Origin of the sequence: Stenotrophomonas bentonitica (genome assembly GCF_002887735.1) — a bacterium.
Classification (GTDB): domain Bacteria; phylum Pseudomonadota; class Gammaproteobacteria; order Xanthomonadales; family Xanthomonadaceae; genus Stenotrophomonas; species Stenotrophomonas bentonitica_A.
The window spans coordinates 201,365-223,688 of record NZ_PKQP01000004.1; the positions used below are offsets into that span (position 1 = coordinate 201,365).

Genomic DNA, 22,324 nt, shown 5'->3' on the forward strand with positions numbered 1-22,324 from the left:
GAACATGCCATGCAGGCGATTGGGCTAGGCTGTCGCGATGGCTTTCGACGCATTCGCTCTGATCCTGACCATGCTCGGCCTGGGCATGGCGTTCTCGCGCCTGCGCGCGCTGCCGGAGAACACGGCCGATGTGCTCAACCGCATCGTGCTGTACGTGTGCCTGCCGGCGGCGGTGCTGATCTATGTCCCGCGGCTGCATCTGGACACCAGCCTGATCGGGCTGGTCGCCACGCCGTGGCTGTTGATGCTGTGCACGCTCGCACTGGTGAGCCTGGCCACGCGCGCGTTCGGCTTCGCCCGGGATGTGCATGCGGTGCTGCTGATCTGTGTGGCGCTGGCCAATTCCAGCTTCATCGGCTATCCGATGGTGCGTGCCCTGCTCGGCGATCACGCCCTGCCCTATGCGGTGGTCTACGACCAGTTCGGCACCTTCGTGCTGCTGTCCACCTTTGGTCTGTATGTGATCGCGCGCTACAGCGGCGACACCCCCCCCACCGCCGCGCAGATCCTGCTGCGGATCGCGAAGTTTCCGCCGCTGTGGGCGTTGCTGTTCGCGCTGACCCTGATGCCTGAGCAGCCGCCGGGCTGGATCGGCACCGGGCTGAAGCAGCTGGCCGATGCGATGCTGCCGCTGGTGATGCTGGCGGTCGGTTTCTCCATCCAGCTGCGCCTGCCACTGGATGAGCTCAAGCCCCTGGGCATCGGGTTGCTGCTCAAGCTGCTGGTGATGCCGACACTGGCGCTGCCGATCTCCTGGGCGTTCGGCCTGCACGGCACGATGCTGCAGGCCAATGTGCTGGAGTCGGCGATGCCGACCATGATCACCGCCGCCGCGCTGGCGATGTCACATCGCCTGGCCCCGCGCCTGGCTGCCGCGCTCGTCGGCTACGGCATCCTGCTGTCGCTGGTGACGCTGCCGGCGTGGGTGTGGGTGCTGCAGCGCGGGGCCGGTCTTCCTGGGTCGCCATGATCAGGCAGCCGGCAGCCGGCTGACGGTCGGGCGCTACCCGTCCGCGCTGACGGTGCGCCCGCGGGCCCACTCGCGCAGCGCGGTGACCTGCTCGGCCATCAGCACCGACAACGGCCGGCTGCCGCGGATCTCCTGCATCAGCAGCTGGGTATCCAGCCCGCGTGATTCGGCGTGTGCGGCGTACAGCCCGGCGACCACCGCCTGTTCGATCTCCGCCCCGGAGAAGCCGTCCGCCGCGGCCGCCAGCGCCGGCAGCGCGAAATCGTCGGCGTTGAGCTGGCGCTTGCCCAGGTGCAGGCGCAGCAGTTCCACCCGGGTGTTGGCATCGGGCAGGTCGACGAAGAAGATCTCATCGAAACGCCCCTTGCGCAGCAGCTCGGCCGGCAGCTCATGGACCTGGTTGGCGGTCGCGACGATGAACACCGTGCCCTTGCGTTCGGCCAGCCAGGTCAGCAGGTGGCCGAGCACGCGGCGCGAGACGCCACCATCTTCGCCGCCACTGGCCAGGCCTTTCTCGATCTCATCGATCCACAGCACACACGGCGTCAGCTGCTCGGCCGAGGCCAGCGCATCGCGCAGGTTCTTCTCGGTCTCGCCGTGGTACTTGTCATACAGGCTGCCGAAATCCAGCCGCAGCAGCGGCACGCCGAAACCGGCGGCCGTCGCCTTGGCCAGCATCGACTTGCCGCAGCCCTGCACGCCCAGCAGCAGCATGCCCTTGGGCGGGTCCAGGCCCGCCGGGCCGGCGCCGCCGAGGAAGACCGGGCGGCGCTGGTTGACCCAGCGCTTGAGCCGGTTGGCACCGGCCACGTCGGCGAAGCGGGTGGTGTCGTATTCGTAGTGCAGGTGGCCGGCGCGGTTGAGCAGCTCGAACTTGAGCCGGGCCAGCTGCGGCAGGTCGTCCTGGCTGAGCGCACCGTCGGCGAAGATCAGCTGGCGGGCGATCCGCCGCGCGTCGACCAGGCTCAGCCCGCGCAGGTTGTGCAGGATCTTCTGGACCGCCTCGTTGTCCACCTCCACGCGCCGCCCGCCATGTTCGCGGGCATAGGCTTCGGCTTCCTCGCGCAGCATCTTCAACAGCGCGTTGAGGTCGGGCAGGCGCGGATTGAAACGGGTGGCCAGCGCTTCCAGCTCGGCCGGCAGCTCCACCTTGGCCCCGATCAGGACCAGCACGTGGGCCTGGCAGTGGCGCCGCTGGATCAGGTCGCGCAGGGCGCGCTGGTGGCTGGCATAGCCCAGGTAGGGATGGAAATCGAGCAGCAGGTAGATGCCGCGCTGCTCGGCCTGGCGGATCATCTGCAGGGCCGCGCTGGCGTCGGGCGGGCCGACCGGGTCGTCCTCGCGGTCCATGTCGATCCGGCGCAGCCCCTCGGTGATCGACCAGCGGTGCAGGGCGCGCCAGACATGCATCAGGGTCTGCCGGAACAACTCCACCACCCGGCCTTCATCCTGGGTCTCGATGATGATCAGCGGGGTGTTGGCGCGGATCAGCGCGCTCAGGTCCTGTAGTTCGCTCATGCGGGCGGTCAGTCCATTGGAACCATCCACGATAGCAAAGCCGTGGGCGCCGGTTCTGGTTCAGCGCCGCGACTATCTCCGTCACAGGCGCCGGTGTAGGCTGCGGAAACGTTCCCCGGAAGCGAGGCCTGCATGAAGACGATCCTGGTGGCCGGTTCCAAAGGCGGGGTGGGCAAAACCACCGTCGCCACCCACCTGGCGGCGCATTCGGCATTGGAAGGCAAGCGGACCGTCCTGGCCGATGCCGATCCACAGGGCTCCAGCACACGCTGGGCACAACGCCGCTCGGTCCTGGAAAGCGCCGTGCTGCCGATCGACGTGTACCGCAAAAAGAGCTGGGAACGACTGGTTCCCGACGGCACCGACGAAGTCATCATCGATGCGCCGGCCGGTGCGATGGCCGACGATATTCCGCATTTCCTTGACGTTGTCGATGCGGTGGTGGTTCCTGTGCTGCCTTCCGCGCTGGACATCGAAGCCATCGTCGGCTTCCTCAACAGCCTGTCGCGCGTGGCCCGCGTCCATGACCGCAGCCTGCCGGTCGGGTTGGTGCTCAACCGCACCAAACCCTGGACGCAGACCTCGCAGCAGGCGATACAGATGTTGGCCGATTGGCCTTACGAGGTCGTTGCGCAGTTGCGCGACAGCCAGAGCTATGTGGTGATGGTCGGGCTGGGACGGAGTCTGTTCGACTACCGCTCGGCCCAGGTGCGCGAGCACCAGAGTGACTGGGAGCCGCTGTTGAAGTGGCTGAAGAAAGCCTGACACGAGAGATCCCATGCGAGAACTGATACTGCTGCGTCACGCCCATGCCGAAGCCGCCAGCACCGGCCAGGCCGATCTGGACCGCCCGCTGTCGCCGGTCGGTCTGGCCGAAGCCGAGGCCGCCGGCCGCTGGCTGAAGGAAAACAACCTGCTCCCCGACTGCGTGCTCTGCTCGCCGTCGCGGCGTACCCGCGAAACCCTGGAGGCCGTGCTGGGCATCACCGGCTTCGTCGAAAAGCGCCTGGAGGATGCCGTCTACGAGGCCACCCCGGGCACCTTGATGGGGCTGATCGATGCGCGCCGGGACGTCGACCGCCTGCTGGTGGTCGGGCACAACCCGGGCCTGGAACAACTGGTCGCCCTGATGAGCGAGGGCACCAGCAGTGACTACCGGGGCATGCCACCGGGCGGAATCGCGGTCCTGGCCTTCGACCGTGAGGCTGCCATCGAGCCGGGTGTGGCCAGCCTGACCGCCTTCTGGTGGCCGTAACCCGTGTGGGCAGTCCGCGCGGCGTGGGTCGGGCTGCTGTTGATGGCAGGGGCGGCCCATGCCGCCCCGCCCTCATCGGTGCCGGCCGCCACCAGCCAGGCCCTTGCCTTCGATACGGCCACCTCGCGCTTCGGGTTTGAGATCCGGACGCGGCTGGGGCAGCGCATCGAGGGCATCTTCCCCCGCTTTGAAGGCAACATCGAAGTGCTCTCCGACGGCCGCCACCAGGTGCACCTGCGGATGTTCACCCGCTATGTCGAGATTCCCGGCAAGGCGCGCTACACCGGCTGGATGCGGGGCGAGGAGTTCTTCGACGCGGCCCGCTACCCGGTCGTGGAGTTCGACTCGCTGCCCTACTGGCCCGAGGTGGTCGACAAGGGGGGCAGCATCCAGGGCCGGCTGATCCTGCGCGGGGTCAGCCACCCGGAAACGCTGCGGGTCGAGCCGCCGCAGTGTGCCCGGGCCGGGTATGATTGCGACGTGGTCAGCCGCGGTACCGTCCAGCGTGGCCGGTATGGAATGGACAGCTGGCAGCTTGCCCTGAGTGATCGAGTGACCTTTGTATTGCGTGCGCGTCTGAGCGAGGCGCCGAAACCGTGAACCCATTGCTGCGTCTGTTGGTGCTGGCAACGCTGTTGCTGGGCAGCGGCTGTGCTTCGCTGTCCAACGCCGAGCGCGACCGTGCCGCCGGCATCGCCGTACAGGCGCGTTCGACCGTGGTCGATTGCGCCCAGCCGGACCGCTGCGCGCTGGATTCGCCGCTGCGTGCCCTCGGTGGCCGCGCCTTCGCCGAATCGCACGCCGGCCAGCCGCGGCACTACGCTACCATCCTCGACGAAGGGGAAGTTTCCCTCGTCGCGCGCTTGAACCTGATCCGCAGCGCCACGCGCAGCATCGACCTGCAGACCTACATCTTCGACAAGGACGACAGCGCCCGGCTGGTCCTGGACGAACTGCAGGCGGCCGCACGCCGCGGGATCAAGGTGCGGGTGCTGATCGACCAGCTCTCGGCGATCTCCGACCTGGAGATCCTCGGCGCCCTGTCCGGCAGCCATGCCAACTTCGAACTGCGGGTCTACAACCCGACCTTCGGCAAGGCGCGCCTGAACTACTTCGATTACGCCGCCAGCGTGGTGTGCTGCTTCCGCCGTTTCAACCAGCGCATGCACAACAAGCTGCTGGTGGTCGACGATGCACTGGGCGTGGTCGGTGGGCGCAACTACCAGGACGACTATTACGACTGGGACAGCGAATACAACTTCCGCGACCGCGATGTGATCGTGGCCGGCCCGGAAGTGCGTGAGATGGCCGCCAACTTCGATGCGTTCTGGCGCGCGCCGCGCAGTGTGCCGGCCGAGCGCCTCAACGATGTCGGCCGCACGCTGCTCCGCCAGGGCGTGCCGACCATGCCGCCGGCCGACTTCCGGCGGCCCGAGCGGGTCGAGCGGGTCAGTGAAGAGGCCGACGATCCGGACTACGTGCGCCGCACCTTCGTCGATACCGCCCTGCCGGTGGCCTCGGTGCAGTACGTCGCCGATCTGCCGCGCAAGCATCGCCGCGAACGTGCCAGCCAGCCGGCCAACGGCCAGCACGTGACCGAGCCGCAGCTGGATGCGCTGATCGCCAGCGCACAGTCCGAGGTGCTGCTGCAGACGCCGTACCTGGTGTTGTCCAAGCCGGCGCAGCGCCTGTTCCGCGACCTGCGCAAACGCGAGCAGGCACCGCGCGTGGTGGTGTCCACCAACAGCCTGGCCGCCACCGACAACCCGATCGTCTACGCGCTGTCCTACAAGTACAAACGCCGCAACCTGCGTGAGCTCGGGTTCAACATCTACGAGTTCAAACCGTTCCCGCTCGATGCCCCGGTGGACTACCGCAACCTGCTGCCGGCACCGCTGGGTTCCGAGGCGCCGCCGTCGCAGGGCAAGCGCAGCAGTCTGCTCGGGGGCAGCGCGGCCGGCAGCAATGCGCGCGGTGGCAGTGACGGCCGTGCCAGCGATGGCCCGCGCCGTGGCAACGCCGACCGCAACAGCGCCAGCGGGCGCCGCCGCAGTACCGATGGCAGCGAAGTGGAGCGCCGCGTGCTGCGTGCTGAAACCCGGCCCTCGTTCCTGGGCACCAAGGCGGTCAACAAGCCGCTGCCGGTCACCCGCAAGGGCGCCCGCATGGGCCTGCATGCCAAATCGATGGTGGTGGATCGCCGCATCGGCGTGATCGGCACCCACAACTTCGACCCGCGCAGCGAGAACTACAACACCGAAGGAGCGGTGATCATCGATGACCCGGTGTTCGCCGAGGCGCTGGCGCAGAGCATCCTGCGCGACATCCACCCGCAGAACTCCTGGGTGGTCGCGCCGCGTGCCAAGCCGCCGGTCCTGTCCGGCCTGAACTACAGTGTCGGCAAGGCCTCCGAGGCGCTGCCCGTGCTCGATTTCTGGCCGTGGCGCTACGCCACCGATTACGAGTTCCAGCCCGGGCCCGAGTGCCCGGATCCGCTCAAGCGGCAGGACCCGGCCTTCCACACCTGCTACGTCGCCGTCGGGGATTTCCCCGAGGTGAATGTCGGGCCGAAGTGGCTGCTGGTGCGCATGCTCACCGCCTTCGGCGCCGGGCTGGTTCCGATTCTGTAAATCTGCAACCCCACGGAGAAGCTGCATGCCCCAGGTATTCCGCGACGCGGTGTCGATCCAGGCGCTCAACACGCTCAGCCGCAACACGCTCATCGAGCACCTGGGCATCGTGTTCACCGCCGCGGGCGAGGACTGGATCAGCGCCACCATGCCGGTGGACGAACGCACCCGCCAGCCGTACGGCATCCTGCATGGCGGGGCATCGGTCGTGCTGGCCGAAACCCTCGGCAGCAGCGCCGGCAACCTGTGCGTGGATACCACCAGGGAGGTGTGCGTCGGGTTGGAGATCAATGCCAACCACATCCGCGCGGTGCGCGCCGGCACGGTCACCGGCACTGCGCGTGCGGTCCATGTGGGGCGCAGCACCCAGGTGTGGGACATCCGCATCGAGGACGCGGCCGGCAAGCTGGTCTGCACGTCGCGGTTGACCCTGGCGGTGGTGCCCGCGGTGCGCCCGGGCTGATCGCACGCATGGCACGGATGCTGTGTTGCGTGGCTCATGACAGTGCGCCGGCGCATGTGCGCACGGCCGTTGTGCCGCCGGTGGCCGTTGGCTTGACAGCGTGCGGCGGCTGGCTTGGGCCTGCCATCGATTTGTCCGGATTCCGCTGGCAGAGCCTGCGGCGCTCGGGTATCGTTCGCGGATGAATTCCCCCACTCCGGCCTCACGTGGCGGCGTGGCGCGTGTGTGCCGTTACCTGTACCGCGTACCGCTGCTGCTGGTCCACCTGTTGCTGTTCCTGCCGATGCTGCTGATCGCCATGCTGCCGCCGTGGGGGCGCGTGCGCGTGGGCCAGCGCACGTTCGAGCATGCGGCGGTGAACGCCTGGTCGGGCGGGCTGATGTGGATCTTCGGCTTCCGCCTGCACCGGATCGGCACACCGCTGCCGGGTGCGGTGCTGTTCGTGGCCAACCATGTCAGCTGGGTCGATATTTCGATGCTGCACAGCCAGCGCATGATGGGCTTCGTGGCCAAGCAGGAGATCGCCGGCTGGCCGGTGGTCGGCTGGCTGGCCGCGCGCGGGCAGACCATCTTCCACCAGCGCGGCAGCACCGAGTCGCTGGGTGGGGTGATGCAGGAAATGGTCGTGCGCCTGCGCGAGGGCAAGGCAGTGGGCGTGTTCCCGGAAGGGCGCACCCGCGGTGGCCATGAAGTCGGCCCCTTCCATGCGCGCATCTTCCAGGCCGCGGTCGAGACCCAGGTCCCGGTGCAGCCGGTCGCGTTGCGCTACGGCTGGCGCGGTGACGCGCAGACCATTGTCGCGTTCGGCCCGAAAGAGAGTTTCTTCGCCAACTTCCTGCGTCTGCTGGGAGAGCCGGCACGGCGGGCCGAGGTGCACTTCCTCGCGCCCATTGATACCCACGATCTGGAAGGCCGTCGCCGCATCGCGGAAACCTCGCGCGCGCGCATCCTGGCGGCCATGTCCGCCGAGTAAGCGGTGGTGGTCCTTCACACGCCAGCGTCGCGGCCGGGAGCAGGCTCGCGCCCATGTTGACCGCTGCCGACTATCACCCCCCGCGTTGGCTGCGCAACCCGCACCTGCAGTCGATGCTCAGCTCGAGCCGGATGCGGATGCAGCGCGGGCTGGTGCTGCTGGCGGCGACCGGCGCGCACACCGACGAGCTGATCCTCGATGGCGGTGAAGGCGTGCGCCTGCAGGGCTGGCACAGCTACCTCCAGGGGCGCCAGCCGGTCGGCATGGCGCTGCTGCTGCATGGTTGGGAAGGCAGTGCCGAATCGAGCTACATGCGCATGACCGCCGCGCGGCTGCTGGAAGAAGGCTACGACGTGGTGCGGCTGAATTTCCGCGACCATGGCAATACCCACCACCTCAACCCGGGCATCTTCCACTCCAACCGCATCGATGAAGTGGTGCACGCAGCCGGTGACATCGCCCGCCGCTGGCCCGAGCTGCCGCTGGTCGCCGCCGGCTATTCGCTGGGCGGCAACTTCGTGCTGCGCCTGGCCCTGCGCGCGCCCTCGGCCGGCGTGCCGCTGCGCCGCGTGGCCTCGGTGTGCCCGGTGCTGGACCCGGCGATCACGATGGAGAGCATCGAGAACGGCCCGGCGATGTACGACTGGTACTTCCGGCGCAAATGGGCCGGCTCGCTGCGTCGCAAGCGCGATCTGTTCCCCGAGCTGAGCGACTGGGACGACCGCGTGCTCAAGCTGGACATCCGCGCGCTGACCGCCTGGCTGGTCGAGCACCACACCGAGTTCGGTTCGCTGCAGGCCTACTTCGATGGTTACTCCATCGCGGGCGACCGCCTGGCCGGGCTGCAGGTGCCGGCCGACATCCTGATGGCGCAGGATGACCCGGTGATCCCGTTCGCCACCTTCAACGGCTGGCGGCTGCCGGCCCACGCCCACCTGGAAATCGCCCCGTGGGGTGGCCACTGCGGCTTCCTGGAAAACTGGCGTGGTGATGGCTTCTCCGAGCGCTGGGTGGCCCAGCGGCTGCGGATCGAGGCGAACACGCCGGCCTGACAGCCGTTCTGGCCGGCCGGCCCCGCTACAATCGGGGTTTGCCCTCGAGTTCGGACCGTCATGCAAGACCAGATTCTCCAAGCCCTGCGCCGCAATGCGGTGGACGATGCCGTGCAGCTGGCGCGCGAGTGGATCGCGGCCGAGCCGGAGCAGCCGCAGGCGCACCGCTGGCTGTCGCTGTCGCTGCAGCAGCAGGGCCAGTTCGATGACGCGCTGGCCAGCCTGCAGCAGGCCCTGACGCTGGCGCCGGACAACGCCGACCTGCATCTGCAGCAGGCCGGCCTGTTGCTGGCCCTGCGCCAGTTCGACGCGGCCGGCTCGGCGCTGGACCGCACCGCCGAACTCAACCCCAACGAACTGTCCGCGTACGTGATGCAGGCGCACCTGGCACTGGCCCGCAATGATGTGGACGACGCCGACCGCCTGACCCGCCTGGGCCTGCGCGTGGATGAGGAACATCCGGAACTGGCCGCCCTCTCGGGCATGGTCGCGCTGCGCCGGGGTGAGGTGGATCGCGCGCTGGCCCAGCTCTCGGCGGCCAGCCAGGCGCTGCCGGATGATGCCCGGGTGCTTTACGCACTGGGCTTTGCCTACCTGGGCAAGGACATGCTGGCCTTCGCCGAGCAGGCCTTCCGCCGGGTACTTGCCCTGAATCCGGCCACCACCGCCCTGCAGGGGCTGGTCGTCCAGCTCGCGCTGCGCCAGGGCAACCTGGAGAGCGCAGCGGACATGATGCGCCAGGTCCTGGCCGTGCCCGGCGGCGATACGCCGGCCATGCGCCGCCTGGCCGGCGAGCTCGAACTGCAGGCCGGCCAGCCGTTGCAGGCGCTGGAGCACCTGCTGCCGGTGCTGGCGCAGTGGCCCTCCGATCGGCACACGCTGCAGCTGCTGCTGATGGCGTGGCAGCGCCTGGGCCGTGAACAGCAGGCCCGCGAGACGCTGGATGCGACCCTGGCCGATCATCCCGAGGTGCATGACCTGTGGATGGCGCGCCTTACCGTGGAACCGGTGGGTGGCCCGGAAGCGGTGGCCGTGGGCGAACGCTGGCTGCAGGCCATGCCGGAGCACCTGCCGGCACTGGAAACGCGTTTGCGCCTGCACGACATGAACAACGAAGCCGACCAGGCCGAGGCCGTGGCCGAGCGCATCGTCGCGCTGGAGCCGGGCCGGGTTTCCGGTGAAGTGCGCCTGGTCGATGGACTGCTCACGCGTGAGCCGGCTGCCGCGATCGCGCGCGTGCAGGCGCTGCTGGACACGGCCCCGGAGGATGCCCGGGCGGGGCTGCGCGCCTGGCTGGGCTCTGTGCAGGACCGTGCCGGCCAGTACCAGGATGCGCTGCGGACGTGGGTCGACCTGCATGCGGCCGAGGCGCCGCAGCGCCTGCCCCTGCCGCCGCAGGCCAAGGCACCGCTGAGCTGGCCGGACCTTGCGCCGGTGGCTGAAGACAATGCGATCGCCCCGCTGTTCATCTGGGGCGCACCCGGCTCCGGCGTTGAACGCGTGGTCGCCGCGATGGCCGCCGCCAGCCCGGTGATGCGTGGTGACCGCTTCGGGCCGACGCCGCCCAACGATCCCTTCCAGCGCTATCACACGCTGCAGGAGCTCTCGACCGGCAAGCTCACGCCCGAGGCACTGGTGGAGCAGTGGCGCAGCCAGTTGCCAGCCCGGGGCATCGCCGACGGGGCGGTGATCGATTGGCTGCTGTGGTGGGACAACGCGCTGCTGTGGGCGCTGCGCCCCCAGCTGCCGGAGGCACGCCTGGTCATCGTGCTGCGCGACCCGCGCGACATGCTGCTGGAGTGGATCGCCTTCAGTGCCCCGGCCCCGCTCGCGGTGACCTCGGTGCACGAAGCGGCCGAATGGCTGGCGCGTGCGCTGGCCCAGGTCGCCACCCTGCACGAGCAGAGCCTGTACCCGCACGCGCTGTTGAAGATCGACGAGATCGGCAACGATCCGCAGGCGATGGCCGAGTACCTCGGTGCCCACTTCGGCATGCGTTTCCCGCCGGCCGGCACGCTGGGCCCGGCCCGCATGGCCCCCGGCCACTGGCGCGATTACCGCGAGGTGATGGGGCCGGCGTTCGCGCTGCTGACCTCGGTCGCGGTGCGCCTGGGTTACCCGGAAGAATGAGGAGACCTGTATGCATCTGAGCAGTGACAGCATCACCAACGGCCAACCGATCGCCGCCACCTTCGCGGCCGGCGATGCCGAAGGCTTCGCCCCCAACCGCAACCCGCAGCTGGCCTGGCACGATGTGCCGGCCGGCACCCGGTCGTTCGCGCTGCTGTGCATCGACCCGGATGTGCCGACCGTGCCCGATACGGTCGGCCGCCAGGATTGCACGGTGCCACGCGATCAACCGCGTGCGCACTTCGCGCACTGGGCGATGGCCGATATTCCGGCCGATGTGCGCGCGCTGGCCGCGGGCAGCTGCAGCGACGGCTTCACCGTGCGCGGCAAGACCCAGCCGGCCGGCCCGGCGGGCAGCCGCCAGGGCCTGAACGATTTCACCGGTTGGTTCGCCGGCAATCCGGACATGGCCGGCCAGTACCTGGGCTATGACGGCCCGTACCCGCCGTTCAACGACGAGCGCGTGCACCGCTACTTCTTCCGCGTGTTCGCGCTGGACGTGGCGCAGCTGGAGCTGCCCACGCCGTTTACCGCTGCCGATGTGCTGCATGCGATGCACGGGCACGTGCTGGCCGAAGCATCGCTGCATGGCACGTATACGTTGAACCCGGCGCTGGCGTGATCCCCCGGTGGGTGCCGACCGTTGGTCGGCGTTACATCCGGTAGGTACCGACCGTTGGTCGGTACTGCGCTGTCGGGAGCCGGCCAGCGGCCGGCACTACAGTCCGGAGCCCGCCAGCGGCCGGCACTACAGGATGAAGAAGGGCGGCCAGCGGCCGCCCTTCTGCGTTCTTATTTCTTCTCGTTCGCCGACTCGACCACCATGTCCAGCACGTAAGCGTTGGACGAGGCATCGGCCGGTGGGTTGGCGATCGTGTAGCGCTTCACGCGCACCACGTTGCGCACGCCGTCTTCGTGGGTGTAGCCCTCGATGACGTCGTAGAAGTTCTGCCACTCGCCCGGCTCGCCCTGCTTGATGCCGTTGGCGTCGTAGCGGATCTCGCGCGTCTGCAGGCACTGCTTGTCGCGGATCAGCGGGTGCGGGCACGGCTTGGTCTGCGCGGCCACCTCCAGGAACACCGTTTCGCCTTCGCCGCCGTAGCGGGTCTCAGCGGTCGGCTCCGGGGTGAACACCAGCACATCGCCGTTGGCGGTACGCAGGGTCAGTTGGCCGGCATCGCCCAGCTCGGTCTTGAGCGCGCCTTCCAGGCGGCTGCCCACGGCCTGGTCCAGCGCCATCAGGTTCTTGTCGGTGCAGGCCATCATGGTCGAGGCCATCGGCGAGACGGTCAGCGAACCATCGGCCAGCGTGTAGCCCCCGCCCATGCGGTTGCAGGTGTTGCTGATCGCGATGCGGTCATCCTTGAAGTCCAGCGTGACCGGCTTGTCGGCGCGGGCGAACAGCGCATCGATGCGCTTGCCGCTGGCATCGGTGGCCGATTCCAGGCGCCAATGGCTGCCCTGCAGGCGCTGCACATCCAGGCGGGCCACGGCAGCCTGGTCGGCGGCGGCGGTCGGTGCCGGGGCGAGGTCATCGCGGCCGGCCGGGGCGGTGGAAGGGTTGCTGCAGGCGGCCATCAGGGCCAGCGGCAGCATCAGCATCAGGGTGCGTTTCATGTACATCTCCTTGGGAACCTGGGGAAAAACGCCGACGCGCCCCCAACGGGGTCAGGTCGGCGCCGGGCCGTTCAGTTGCCAGCGGGCAACCAGAGCAGCAAGGCCGCGCCCAGTGCGATGCGGTAGACCGCGAACGCCGTGAACTTGTGCGACTTGATGTAGCCCAGCAACCACTTCACTACGATGAAGCCGGTGACGACCGCGGCAAGGAAGGCCACGCCGACGTCGGTCCAGTTCTCACTGGCGAGCTTGCCGTCCTTGGCCAGTTCCAGGAAGGCATAGCCGCTGGCGGCGAACATGGTCGGGATGCCGACCAGGAACACGAACTCGGTGGCTTTCGCGCGGCGGCTCAGGCCGAACAGCATCGCGATGAAGATCGCCGCCGCCGACCGCGAGGTGCCCGGGAACACACCGGCCACCACCTGCGCCACACCGACCAGGATGGCGACCTTCCAGGTCACCTCATCGCGCTCGGGCAGGCGTGCGGTGTAGGCCTCCACCAGGATCATCCACAGGCCGCCGATGATCAGTGCCCAGGCTACCGGCGTGACCGTCTCCGGCAGTTCCCAGCCGGCCAGGCGGACCGGCAGGCCGACCACGGCGGTGACCAGGAAGGCGGTGCCGAGCTTGAGCACGTAATCGCGGTTGGCGCGCTCATGCAGGCCGGTCGCCAGGGTCCACAGCCGCTGCCGGAACACCAGCGTGATCGCCAGGATCGCGCCGGCCTGGATGATGATGTTGAAGAAGTCCGAGCGTGCGCCCAACCAGTGCTGGGCGATCAGCAGGTGGCCGGTGCTGGAGATCGGCAGGAATTCGGTGAGGCCTTCAAGAATGCCCAGAAGGAGGGCGGAGAGCAGGTCGGACATCGGGGGGGCTGGGGCTCGGAATGGGTGAAATCGGGAGGCAGCATAAAACATCCGCGTCCCGCACCAAATGTGTGCGTGGTGCAGGGGGTGCACTATTTTGGTGCGGATGGGCGTGCACTGCGGGGGCGGGCAGCCCAGTGAAATCAAGGGTTTGTGAAGTCTGAAAAGTTGGCACGGGGATTGCTCTATCCACTCAGGCAATCACCCATCTGAGGTTTCACCGATGTCCGTGGAAAATGTTGAGAAGCTGATCAAGGACAACCAGATCGAGTTCGTCGACCTGCGTTTCGTCGATATGCGTGGTATCGAGCAGCACGTCACCTTCCCGGTCAGCATCGTGGAGCCGTCGCTGTTTGAAGAAGGCAAGATGTTCGATGGCAGCTCGATCGCCGGCTGGAAGGGCATCAACGAGTCGGACATGGTCCTGCTGCCGGACCCGTCCAGCGCCTACATCGACCCGTTCTACGCCGACCCGACCCTGGTCATCAGCTGCGACATCCTCGATCCGGCCACCATGCAGCCGTACGGCCGCTGCCCGCGCGGCATCGCCAAGCGCGCCGAGGCTTACCTGAAGTCCTCCGGCATCGCCGAGCAGGCCTTCTTCGGTCCGGAGCCGGAGTTCTTCATCTTCGATTCGGTCCGCTTCGCCAACGACATGGGCCACACCTTCTTCAAGATCGATTCCGAAGAAGCGGCCTGGAGCACCGGTGACAAGTACGACGGCGCCAACAGCGGCTACCGTCCGGCCGTCAAGGGCGGCTACTTCCCGGTCCCGCCGACCGACTCGCTGCACGACCTGCGTGCGGAAATGTGCAAGACCCTGGAACAGGTCGGCATCGAAGTGGAAGTGCAGCACCACGAAGTGGCGACCGCCGGCCAGTGCGAGATCGGCACCAAGTTCAGCACCCTGGTGCAGAAGGCCGATGAACTGCTGCGCATGAAGCACGTCATCAAGAACGTCGCCCACCGCAACGGCAAGACCGCCACCTTCATGCCCAAGCCGCTGGTCGGCGACAACGGCAGCGGCATGCACGTGCACCAGTCGCTCTCCAAGGGCGGCACCAACCTGTTCTCCGGTGATGGCTACGGCGGCCTGAGCCAGCTGGCGCTGTGGTACATCGGCGGCATCTTCAAGCACGCCAAGGCGATCAATGCCTTCGCCAACTCTGGCACCAACAGCTACAAGCGCCTGGTCCCGGGCTTCGAAGCCCCGGTGATGCTGGCCTACTCGGCCCGCAACCGTTCCGCCTCGTGCCGCATTCCGTGGGTGTCCAACCCGAAGGCGCGCCGCATCGAAATGCGCTTCCCCGATCCGATCCAGTCCGGCTACCTGACCTTCACCGTGCTGATGATGGCCGGCCTGGACGGCATCAAGAACCAGATCGACCCGGGCGCACCGAGCGACAAGGATCTGTACGACCTGCCGCCGGAAGAAGAGAAGCTGATCCCGCAGGTCTGCTCCTCGCTGGACCAGGCCCTGGAAGCGCTGGACAAGGACCGCGAGTTCCTCAAGGCCGGTGGCGTGATGAGCGACGACTTCATCGACGGCTACATCGCGCTGAAGATGCAGGAAGTCACCAAGTTCCGCGCGGCGACCCACCCGCTCGAGTACCAGATGTACTACGCGAACTGAGCAACAGGTGACGATGACGAAGGATTTCCCTCCCACCCTTCGTCATCGTCGCCGCTTTTCCGGCTGGGGAGCCGGCAAGGCGACCATGTTGTAGAGCGGACCGTCGGTCCGCTGAAAAAGGTAGAGCGGACCGTTGGTCCGCTCTACCACCAGGGGCAAGAGACCGGACGCGTGTCATGGGCCCTTCCTCCCTCCCGCGTCACCGCTGGCGTCGCCCTTCGGGCGTCGGCAACGGCGTGGCCCATGCAACGTTCGGCGCAACGACCGGCGGCCATGTGCAAGTGGCCGCCGGTTGACCTGACATCGGCCCCATGCGGGCCGGTTCCATCCACCATCGGGATATGCGCATGAAACTGATCTCCGCCATCATCCGGCCGTTCAAGCTCGACGAGGTCCGCGAGGCCCTCTCCGACGCTGGCGTGTCGGGCATCACCGTGACCGAAGTCAAAGGCTTCGGGCGCCAGAAGGGCCACACCGAGTTGTATCGCGGCGCGGAGTACGTCGTGGATTTCCTGCCGAAGATCAAGATCGAGACCGTCGTGACCGACGATCGCCTGGAGGCCGTGGTCGAGGCCATCCAGACCGCGGCCGGCACCGGCAAGATCGGCGACGGCAAGATCTTTGTCACCGCGGTCGAACAGGTCGTCCGCATCCGCACCGGCGAAATCGGCGCTGACGCGCTCTAACCCCACTCGGAGCCCACAATGAAGACCTCTTTGTTCACCGGGTGGCAAGCCCGGTTCCATGCCGTGTGCCTGATGATGGTGCTCAGCGCGCTGGCCGTCGGTGCCTTCTCCACCAGTGCGCACGCCCAGGCCCAGGTTACCCCGGCACCGTCGGAGACGGTCGCGGTCGAGCCGCTGCCGGCCACGCCGGAAGCCACGGCCGCCCCGGTCGCCGAAGCCGCCGCGGCGGCCACGTTCGATCACGGCGATGTCGCCTGGATGCTCACCTCCACCCTGCTGGTGCTGCTGATGGTGGTGCCGGGCCTGGCCCTGTTCTACGGCGGCCTGGTGCGCTCCAAGAACGTGCTGTCCATCCTCAGCCAGATCCTGGTGGTGTTCTCGCTGGTGCTGATGCTGTGGGTGGCCTACGGCTACAGCGCGGTGTTCAGCCAAGGCAACGCCTTCTTCGGCTCGTTCACCGAGTTCGCCTTCCTCAAGGGCTTCGGCCCGGATACCGTCGGCAACACGCCGATCGCCGGCCTGCCGGACTACCTGTTCGTCGCCTTCCAGTCGACCTTCGCCGGCATTACCACCGCGCTGATCGTCGGTGCGTTCGCCGAGCGCATCAAGTTCAAGGCCGTGCTGCTGTTCTCGGCCCTGTGGTTCACCCTGAGCTACATCCCGATGGCGCACATCGTGTGGGGCGGCGGCTATCTGGGTGAGATGGGCGCGATCGACTTCGCCGGTGGCACCGTGGTCCACATCAATGCCGGCGTGGCGGGCCTGGTGGGGGCGTACTTCGTCGGCAAGCGCATCGGCTACGGCCAGACCGCATTGAAGCCGCACAACGTGCCGTTCACCTACATCGGCGCGATGCTGCTGTGGGTGGGCTGGTTCGGCTTCAACGCCGGCTCGGCCGCCGCCGCCGACACCGTCGCCTCGCTGGCCTTCATCAACACCATCCTCGCCACCGCCGCCGCGGTACTGGGCTGGACCCTGGTCGAAGCGGTCAGCAAGGGCAAGCCGTCCGCGCTGGGCGCTGCCTCCGGCGCCGTCGCCGGCCTGGTCGGCATCACCCCGGCCTGCGGCACCGTCGGCCCGCTGGGCGCGATCGTGATCGGCCTGGTCGCCGGCGTGGTCTGCGTCTGGGGCGTCACCGGCCTCAAGCGCCTGCTCAAGGTCGATGACACCGCCGATGTGTTCGGCGTGCACGGCATCGGCGGCATCGTCGGTGCGCTGCTCACCGGTGTGTTCAGCGCGCAATCGCTGGGCGGCACCAAGGCCGACCTGGACATCGGCCACCAGGTCTGGGTGCAGCTGGTCAGCGTCGGCTTCACCATCGTCTGGTGTGCCGTAGCCACCGTGCTGATCCTGCTGGTGGTGCGCATGGTGTTTGGCCTGCGCGTCACTGAAGAAGCAGAGCGCACCGGCCTGGACGTCACCTCGCACGGCGAGTCGGCCTACGAGGCCTGATCCGCGCGCGCTACCGCATTAGAAACGAGAGAGAGATGTTCTACCTTTGCCGGCGGCCTTCGGGTCGCCGGTTTTTTGTGGGCGCCTGCCGGGCATTACCGTGCTTTGGCAGCTGATCGTGCAATCACGCACAATGCAGGCATGCACGTGACCCGTACTTCCCTCGCACTGCTCGCCCTTCTGCTGCTCGCCGCCTGCGCCAGCACCGAGGTCCGCAGCCCGCTCGCCACCTGGGTGCCGTCGCCGAACCACAACGCGCGCGCGCCGGTGGTGATCGTGCTGCACCACACCGATCAGCATTCCGTGCAGCAGAGCCTGGACACGCTGCGCAGCGCCAACAGCGGCGGCAAGGTCAGTTCGCACTATCTGGTCGGGGCCGATGGCCACATCTACCAACTGGTCGGCGATGACCGGCGCGCCTGGCATGCCGGTCCCGGTCGCTGGGGGACGATCACCGATCTCAACTCGGCCTCGATCGGCATCGAGATCGACAACGATGGCGACACGCCGTTCGCACCGGCACAGATCGCGGCCCTGATCCGCCTGCTGGATGACCTGTGCACGCGCCTGCGCATTCCGCCCAGCCAGATCATCGCGCATGCCGATCTGGCCCCCTCGCGCAAGCAGGATCCCAGCCGTTTCTTCCCGTGGCAGCAACTGGCCGAAGCCGGTTTCGGCGTATGGCCGCGCGCAGCCGATGGCCCGGCACCGGCCGGCTTTGATGCCTGGATGGCCCTGCAGGCCTTCGGCTACCCGATGGACGACCGGGCGGCCGCCGTCGGCGCCTTCCATCGCCGCTTCCGCGGGCGCGACGATCTTCCCGCAGATCTTGATGCCGAAGACGCCCGCATCCTGCACTCGCTGCTGCTGCAACAGGAACGCAGCCCATGAAGTCCGATTCCCTTCGCCACGCACTCAAGCACGCCGCGCTGTCGGGGGTCGGGTTGGCCATGTTGAGCGCCTGCGCGGTCGCGCCGCAGCGCCCTGCGTCATCGCCAGCGACCGTGCCCACCAGCACCTACGCAAAGACGAGTTGGAACGCATTGCCCGCCGTCGCGGACGCCGATCTGCAGGCCGGCTTCGCCGCCTGGCGCAGTGCCTGCCCGCGCCTGAAGACAGAGGCCAACTGGGCACCCACCTGCGCCGCGGCCGCCAAGGTTGCCACCACGCCGGCCGCCATCCGCCAGTTCCTGCAGGCGAATCTCGACGTCTATGCCCTGCGCGCCGGTGGCAACCGGGCCGATGGCCTGATCACCGGTTACTACGAGCCGATCTATGCCGGCAGCCTCACCCGCACCGCCAAGGCGGCGGTGCCGGTGTACGGTGTGCCCGACGACATGATCAGCGTCCAGCTCGAGAGTCTTTATCCCGAACTCAAGGGCAAGCGCCTGCGCGGACGCGTGGAAGGGCGCGTGCTCAAGCCGTATGACGATGCCGCGCGGATCGCCGCGAACGGCGTCAAGGCACCCGTACTGGCCTGGCTGACCAGCCCGATGGACCTGCAGTTCCTGCAGATCCAGGGATCGGGCCGCGTCCAGCTGGCCGATGGCCGTCAGCTGCGGATCGCCTACGCCGACCAGAATGGCCATCCCTATCGCCCCATCGGCCGCTGGCTGGTGGAGCAGGGTGAACTGAAGCAAGCCGACGTCAGCATGGCCGCCATCCGCGCCTGGGCCGATGCCCACCCGACCCGTGTGCCCGAACTGCTTGCCAGCAATCCCAGCTATGTGTTCTTCACCCGCGGCCCGGACAGCGACGAAGGCCCGCGCGGCTCGTTGAACGTGCCGCTGACCGCCGGCTACAGCGTTGCCGTGGATCGCAACGTGGTGCCGTTGGGCAGCCTGCTGTGGCTGTCCACCACGCGCCCGGGCGGCACCGCGCTGGTGCGCCCGGTCGCCGCGCAGGATACCGGCGGTGCCATCACCGGTGAGGTCCGCGCGGACCTGTTCTGGGGCACCGGCGATGCGGCCGGCGAACTGGCGGGGCACATGAAGCAGAAGGGCACGATCTGGATGTTGTGGCCGAAGGGCGTGGCGTTGCCGAAGGCGCCGGTCACGGCGAACTGACGACGCGCGGATCTGGTGGAGGCGGGTATACGTGCGGTTGTTGCAGCGCCCGGGAGGGCTCATGAAGGTCAAACGCATCATCGCCAATATCGCCGCGTCCGATCCGTCCGCCGCGGACAGTTTCTATCGGGACATCCTCGGCCTGGAGCTGGTCATGGATCACGGCTGGATCCGCACCTATGCGGGATCCGCGGATATGACCGTCCAGGTGAGTGTGGCGTCCGAAGGCGGCTCCGGTACCGCCGTGCCCGATCTCTCCATCGAGGTCGACGATCTGGACGAACTGCTTCGTCGGGTGAACGCGGCCAACCTCCCCATCGCCTATGGCCCAGCCAACGAACCGTGGGGCGTGCGTCGGTTCTACCTCCGCGATCCGTTGGGCCGGCTGGTCAACATCCTGCAGCATGCGTGAGCGAGGCAGGAAACCGGGATCAACAGGCTTGCCGTTTTGCACTACATTGGTGCAATGACCACCGCGCTCCCGCCTCCCGCCCTCGACGCCCTCGGCACCCCGGTCGCCTGGGCCGATGCCAGTGGCCGCCTGGTGGGCTGCAATCCCGCCTTCGCGCGCTGGCTGGGCGTGAGCGTGCGGCGCTTGCTGGGCCAGCCGATGGCCTCGCTGGAGGCCCAGGGCGACGCCCTGGCCCACTTCCTGGCCCGTGACGAGCGCGACACCCTGCGCCTGCACCGGCTGGCCCTGGCGCTGCCGGGCGATGCGCCGCGCTTTGCCGAGGGCTGGCTGAGCCGCTGGGACGAGGGTGGCTGGTTGCTGGAGGCGCATCCGGTCGATGAATTCCCGGGGCTGGATCCCACGCAGGCGCTGCCCAGCGCGCTCAGTGCCGCGCTCAAGGGTCTGGCGCACGAGCTGCGTAACCCGCTGGCCGGGTTGAAAGGCGCGGCCCAGCTGCTGGCACGGCGCAACGCGCAACGCGATCCGGACGAGCGTGAACTGATCGAGCTGATCGGCTCGGAGATCGAACGCCTCAACGGCCTGCTCGAGCAGCTGCTGTCGCCGGCGCCGGCCGCGCCGCATGCAGCGCTCAACATCCATGCCTCGCTGGAGCGCGTGCTGCGCCTGGCCGAGAGCGAGGGTGGCTGGGCCGTCCGGATGCAGCGCGATTACGACCCCAGCATTCCCGAGTTCGATGGCGACGCCGACCGCCTCACCCAGGCCGTGTGGAACCTGGTCCGCAATGCGATCCAGGCCGGTGCGGGCACCGTCACCCTGCGCACGCGCGTGGAGCACGGCGTGCGGATCACCGATCAGCTGCACCCGCTGGCACTGCGGCTGGAAATCGCCGATGACGGCCGTGGCGTGCCCGAAGACCTGGCCGAGCACCTGTTCCTGCCGCTGGTCAGTGGTCGTGCCGAGGGCACCGGGCTGGGCCTGGCGCTGGCGCAGCAGGTCGCGCGCGAGCATCGCGGCACCCTGACCTACCGCTCGCGCCCGGGCCATACCGTATTCACCGTGCTGCTGCCGATCGGGCAGGGCACCCCCGCCGAGGACACCGCCACTCATGGCTGACCAGGTCGATACCACTGCCCACCGCGTCTGGGTGGTCGACGATGACCGCGCGGTGCGCTTCGTGCTGTGCACCGCGCTGCGCGAGGCCGGCTACCGTGTCGAAGGGTTCGACGGTGCGGCTGCCGCGCTGGCGATGCTCGCCGAGCAGGTGCCGCCGGATCTGCTGTTCACCGATGTCCGCATGCCCGGCGATGATGGGCTGGTGTTGCTCGACAAGCTCAAGGCAGCGCATCCGCAGCTGCCGGTGATCGTGATGTCGGCCTATACCGATGTGGCGAGCACCGCAGGTGCCTTCCGCGGCGGTGCACAGGAGTTCCTGTCCAAGCCATTCGATCTGGACGATGCGGTCGCCCTGGCGCAGCGCGTCCTGCCGGCCCCGGATGTCACCTTGGCCGAGCCGAGCGAGACCGCCAGCACGATACCGCCCGATCAGCGTCCGCAGCTGGTCGGCGATACGCCGGCGATGCGCGCGCTGTTCCGCGCGATCGGGCGCCTCGCGCAGGCGCCGTTGTCGGTCTTGATCAACGGCGAAACCGGCACCGGCAAGGAGCTGGTCGCGCATGCGCTGCACCACGAGTCGCCGCGCGTGCAGGGGCCGTTCGTCGCCCTCAATACCGCGGCGATTCCGTCCGAGTTGCTGGAGAGCGAGCTGTTCGGCCACGAGGCGGGTGCGTTCACCGGTGCACAGCGTCGCCATATCGGCCGCTTCGAGCAGGCCAATGGCGGCACCTTGTTCCTGGATGAAATCGGCGACATGCCGTTGCCGCTGCAGACGCGCCTGCTGCGCGTCCTGGCCGAGGGCGAGTTCTTCCGCGTCGGCGGGCGCGAGTTGATCCGGGTCGATGTGCGTGTGATCGCCGCGACCCATCAGGATCTGGAAACGCTGGTCGCGCAGGGGCGCTTCCGCGCCGATCTGCTGCACCGGCTGGATGTGGTGCGGTTGCGATTGCCACCGCTGCGTGAGCGTCGCGACGATGTCGCGCAACTGGCCGAGACCTTCCTGGCCGCGGCCGCGCGCAAACTGGATACGCCACCCAAGCGGCTGACCGCGGCGGCGCTGCAGGCGCTGCGCGAACACGATTGGCCCGGCAACGTGCGTGAGCTGGAGAACGTGTGCTGGCGCATGGCGGCGCTTGCCGCGGCCGACAGCATCGGCGTGGCCGATGTGGACAGCGCACTGCACCGCGGTGCCGGCGCACCGCGCTCGCGCAGTGCCGGCGATCCGGGGCAGTGGGAAACGTTGCTCTCGGCATGGGCGCGCCAGCGTCTGGCCGAAGGTGCCGAAGGCCTGCACGCGCAGGTGCGTGACCGGGTCGACCAGGCCCTGCTCGAAGCGGCGCTGCAGATCACCCACGGCCGCCGTGCCGAGGCCGCCGCGCGGCTGGGCATGGGCCGCAACACCCTGACCCGCAAGCTCGGCGCCGGCCGCCGTCGCGGCGGATGAACCGCATGTCCACACCGCGTGTGCGCCATGTCCGGGCCGCTTTC

The 22,324-nt window shown here is 68.3% G+C and carries 21 protein-coding genes; 18 read left to right on the forward strand and 3 right to left on the reverse strand.

Annotated elements, in window-relative coordinates; translation table 11 throughout:
• The first annotated feature begins 37 nt into the window (after positions 1–37).
• Complete coding sequence (locus C0R07_RS09975) at positions 38–970, forward strand: AEC family transporter (protein WP_102788805.1); 933 nt, start codon at positions 38–40, stop codon at positions 968–970.
• A 33-nt stretch (positions 971–1,003) separates the two neighbouring features.
• Here the strand turns inward: C0R07_RS09975 and C0R07_RS09980 are convergent, their stop codons facing one another.
• On the reverse strand, positions 1,004–2,488 hold the full coding sequence (locus tag C0R07_RS09980) for an AAA family ATPase (RefSeq protein WP_070473824.1): 1,485 nt from the start codon (positions 2,486–2,488) through the stop codon (positions 1,004–1,006).
• A 132-nt stretch (positions 2,489–2,620) separates the two neighbouring features.
• On the opposite strand from C0R07_RS09980, the gene C0R07_RS09985 reads away from it, so the two are divergent.
• From C0R07_RS09985 to C0R07_RS10025, 9 genes are all read left to right on the forward strand, one after another.
• A complete protein-coding gene (locus C0R07_RS09985) occupies positions 2,621–3,253 on the forward strand; it encodes a ParA family protein (protein ID WP_102788806.1) in 633 nt (210 codons plus the stop codon).
• 13 nt (positions 3,254–3,266) lie between these two features.
• Positions 3,267–3,743: a SixA phosphatase family protein gene (locus C0R07_RS09990; RefSeq protein WP_070426355.1), complete on the forward strand. Its 477-nt coding sequence runs from the start codon at positions 3,267–3,269 to the stop codon at positions 3,741–3,743.
• 42 nt (positions 3,744–3,785) lie between these two features.
• Entirely contained in the window at positions 3,786–4,343 is a 558-nt protein-coding gene (locus C0R07_RS09995; protein ID WP_051010531.1) for a YceI family protein, read from the forward strand.
• The gene (locus tag C0R07_RS10000; protein ID WP_102788807.1) at positions 4,340–6,373 is read left to right on the forward strand and encodes a phospholipase D family protein; all 2,034 of its coding nucleotides are present in this window, start codon (positions 4,340–4,342) and stop codon (positions 6,371–6,373) included. The genes C0R07_RS09995 and C0R07_RS10000 overlap by 4 nt, the downstream gene beginning before the upstream one ends.
• Positions 6,374–6,398: 25 nt before the next feature.
• Positions 6,399–6,836: a hotdog fold thioesterase gene (locus tag C0R07_RS10005; RefSeq protein ID WP_019184915.1), complete on the forward strand. Its 438-nt coding sequence runs from the start codon at positions 6,399–6,401 to the stop codon at positions 6,834–6,836.
• A 181-nt stretch (positions 6,837–7,017) separates the two neighbouring features.
• The gene (locus C0R07_RS10010) at positions 7,018–7,809 is read left to right on the forward strand and encodes a lysophospholipid acyltransferase family protein (RefSeq protein WP_019184914.1); all 792 of its coding nucleotides are present in this window, start codon (positions 7,018–7,020) and stop codon (positions 7,807–7,809) included.
• A gap of 56 nt (positions 7,810–7,865) precedes the next feature.
• A complete protein-coding gene (locus tag C0R07_RS10015) occupies positions 7,866–8,861 on the forward strand; it encodes a YheT family hydrolase (protein WP_026070062.1) in 996 nt (331 codons plus the stop codon).
• 60 nt (positions 8,862–8,921) lie between these two features.
• Positions 8,922–10,991, forward strand: a complete 2,070-nt coding sequence (locus tag C0R07_RS10020; RefSeq protein WP_070473816.1) for a tetratricopeptide repeat protein — start codon at positions 8,922–8,924, stop codon at positions 10,989–10,991.
• Between the two features lie 10 nt (positions 10,992–11,001).
• Positions 11,002–11,613, forward strand: coding sequence for a YbhB/YbcL family Raf kinase inhibitor-like protein (locus C0R07_RS10025; protein ID WP_019184911.1), 612 nt, complete (start codon positions 11,002–11,004; stop codon positions 11,611–11,613).
• A 170-nt stretch (positions 11,614–11,783) separates the two neighbouring features.
• Here the strand turns inward: C0R07_RS10025 and C0R07_RS10030 are convergent, their stop codons facing one another.
• Entirely contained in the window at positions 11,784–12,608 is an 825-nt protein-coding gene (locus tag C0R07_RS10030) for an META and DUF4377 domain-containing protein (protein WP_026070061.1), read from the reverse strand.
• A gap of 71 nt (positions 12,609–12,679) precedes the next feature.
• Positions 12,680–13,474: an undecaprenyl-diphosphate phosphatase gene (locus tag C0R07_RS10035; RefSeq protein ID WP_026070060.1), complete on the reverse strand. Its 795-nt coding sequence runs from the start codon at positions 13,472–13,474 to the stop codon at positions 12,680–12,682.
• 223 nt (positions 13,475–13,697) lie between these two features.
• Between C0R07_RS10035 and glnA the strand changes: the two genes are divergently transcribed.
• From glnA to ntrC, 8 genes are all read left to right on the forward strand, one after another.
• Positions 13,698–15,107 carry a type I glutamate--ammonia ligase gene (glnA, locus tag C0R07_RS10040; protein ID WP_019184908.1) on the forward strand — a complete coding sequence of 470 codons (1,410 nt, stop codon included), beginning with the start codon at positions 13,698–13,700 and terminating at the stop codon, positions 15,105–15,107.
• 347 nt (positions 15,108–15,454) lie between these two features.
• Complete coding sequence (locus tag C0R07_RS10045) at positions 15,455–15,793, forward strand: P-II family nitrogen regulator (protein ID WP_019184907.1); 339 nt, start codon at positions 15,455–15,457, stop codon at positions 15,791–15,793.
• 18 nt (positions 15,794–15,811) lie between these two features.
• A complete protein-coding gene (locus tag C0R07_RS10050; RefSeq protein WP_070473814.1) occupies positions 15,812–17,245 on the forward strand; it encodes an ammonium transporter in 1,434 nt (477 codons plus the stop codon).
• Between the two features lie 141 nt (positions 17,246–17,386).
• Positions 17,387–18,136, forward strand: a complete 750-nt coding sequence (locus tag C0R07_RS10055) for an N-acetylmuramoyl-L-alanine amidase (protein WP_102788808.1) — start codon at positions 17,387–17,389, stop codon at positions 18,134–18,136.
• Positions 18,133–19,311, forward strand: a complete 1,179-nt coding sequence (gene mltA, locus C0R07_RS10060) for a murein transglycosylase A (protein ID WP_070473810.1) — start codon at positions 18,133–18,135, stop codon at positions 19,309–19,311. The genes C0R07_RS10055 and mltA overlap by 4 nt, the downstream gene beginning before the upstream one ends.
• 61 nt (positions 19,312–19,372) lie before the next feature.
• Positions 19,373–19,723: a VOC family protein gene (locus tag C0R07_RS10065; protein ID WP_070473808.1), complete on the forward strand. Its 351-nt coding sequence runs from the start codon at positions 19,373–19,375 to the stop codon at positions 19,721–19,723.
• A 54-nt stretch (positions 19,724–19,777) separates the two neighbouring features.
• On the forward strand, positions 19,778–20,836 hold the full coding sequence (locus C0R07_RS10070; RefSeq protein ID WP_070473806.1) for a two-component system sensor histidine kinase NtrB: 1,059 nt from the start codon (positions 19,778–19,780) through the stop codon (positions 20,834–20,836).
• Positions 20,829–22,280: a nitrogen regulation protein NR(I) gene (ntrC, locus tag C0R07_RS10075; RefSeq protein WP_070473803.1), complete on the forward strand. Its 1,452-nt coding sequence runs from the start codon at positions 20,829–20,831 to the stop codon at positions 22,278–22,280. Before C0R07_RS10070 ends, ntrC begins: the two co-directional genes overlap by 8 nt.
• Positions 22,281–22,324 lie beyond the last annotated feature (44 nt).

Excerpts from the sequence above, each read along its gene's own strand:
- C0R07_RS09975 (WP_102788805.1), top strand. The coding sequence starts at position 38 with ATGGCTTTCGACGCATTCGCTCTGATCCTGACCATGCTCGGCCTGGGC.
- C0R07_RS09980 (WP_070473824.1), bottom strand. The coding sequence starts at position 2,488 with ATGAGCGAACTACAGGACCTGAGCGCGCTGATCCGCGCCAACACCCCG.
- C0R07_RS09985 (WP_102788806.1), top strand. The coding sequence starts at position 2,621 with ATGAAGACGATCCTGGTGGCCGGTTCCAAAGGCGGGGTGGGCAAAACC.
- C0R07_RS09990 (WP_070426355.1), top strand. The coding sequence starts at position 3,267 with ATGCGAGAACTGATACTGCTGCGTCACGCCCATGCCGAAGCCGCCAGC.
- C0R07_RS09995 (WP_051010531.1), top strand. The coding sequence starts at position 3,786 with ATGGCAGGGGCGGCCCATGCCGCCCCGCCCTCATCGGTGCCGGCCGCC.
- C0R07_RS10005 (WP_019184915.1), top strand. The coding sequence starts at position 6,399 with ATGCCCCAGGTATTCCGCGACGCGGTGTCGATCCAGGCGCTCAACACG.
- C0R07_RS10010 (WP_019184914.1), top strand. The coding sequence starts at position 7,018 with ATGAATTCCCCCACTCCGGCCTCACGTGGCGGCGTGGCGCGTGTGTGC.
- C0R07_RS10020 (WP_070473816.1), top strand. The coding sequence starts at position 8,922 with ATGCAAGACCAGATTCTCCAAGCCCTGCGCCGCAATGCGGTGGACGAT.
- C0R07_RS10025 (WP_019184911.1), top strand. The coding sequence starts at position 11,002 with ATGCATCTGAGCAGTGACAGCATCACCAACGGCCAACCGATCGCCGCC.
- C0R07_RS10030 (WP_026070061.1), bottom strand. The coding sequence starts at position 12,608 with ATGAAACGCACCCTGATGCTGATGCTGCCGCTGGCCCTGATGGCCGCC.
- C0R07_RS10035 (WP_026070060.1), bottom strand. The coding sequence starts at position 13,474 with ATGTCCGACCTGCTCTCCGCCCTCCTTCTGGGCATTCTTGAAGGCCTC.
- glnA (WP_019184908.1), top strand. The coding sequence starts at position 13,698 with ATGTCCGTGGAAAATGTTGAGAAGCTGATCAAGGACAACCAGATCGAG.
- C0R07_RS10045 (WP_019184907.1), top strand. The coding sequence starts at position 15,455 with ATGAAACTGATCTCCGCCATCATCCGGCCGTTCAAGCTCGACGAGGTC.
- C0R07_RS10050 (WP_070473814.1), top strand. The coding sequence starts at position 15,812 with ATGAAGACCTCTTTGTTCACCGGGTGGCAAGCCCGGTTCCATGCCGTG.
- C0R07_RS10055 (WP_102788808.1), top strand. The coding sequence starts at position 17,387 with ATGCACGTGACCCGTACTTCCCTCGCACTGCTCGCCCTTCTGCTGCTC.
- mltA (WP_070473810.1), top strand. The coding sequence starts at position 18,133 with ATGAAGTCCGATTCCCTTCGCCACGCACTCAAGCACGCCGCGCTGTCG.
- C0R07_RS10065 (WP_070473808.1), top strand. The coding sequence starts at position 19,373 with ATGAAGGTCAAACGCATCATCGCCAATATCGCCGCGTCCGATCCGTCC.
- C0R07_RS10070 (WP_070473806.1), top strand. The coding sequence starts at position 19,778 with ATGACCACCGCGCTCCCGCCTCCCGCCCTCGACGCCCTCGGCACCCCG.
- ntrC (WP_070473803.1), top strand. The coding sequence starts at position 20,829 with ATGGCTGACCAGGTCGATACCACTGCCCACCGCGTCTGGGTGGTCGAC.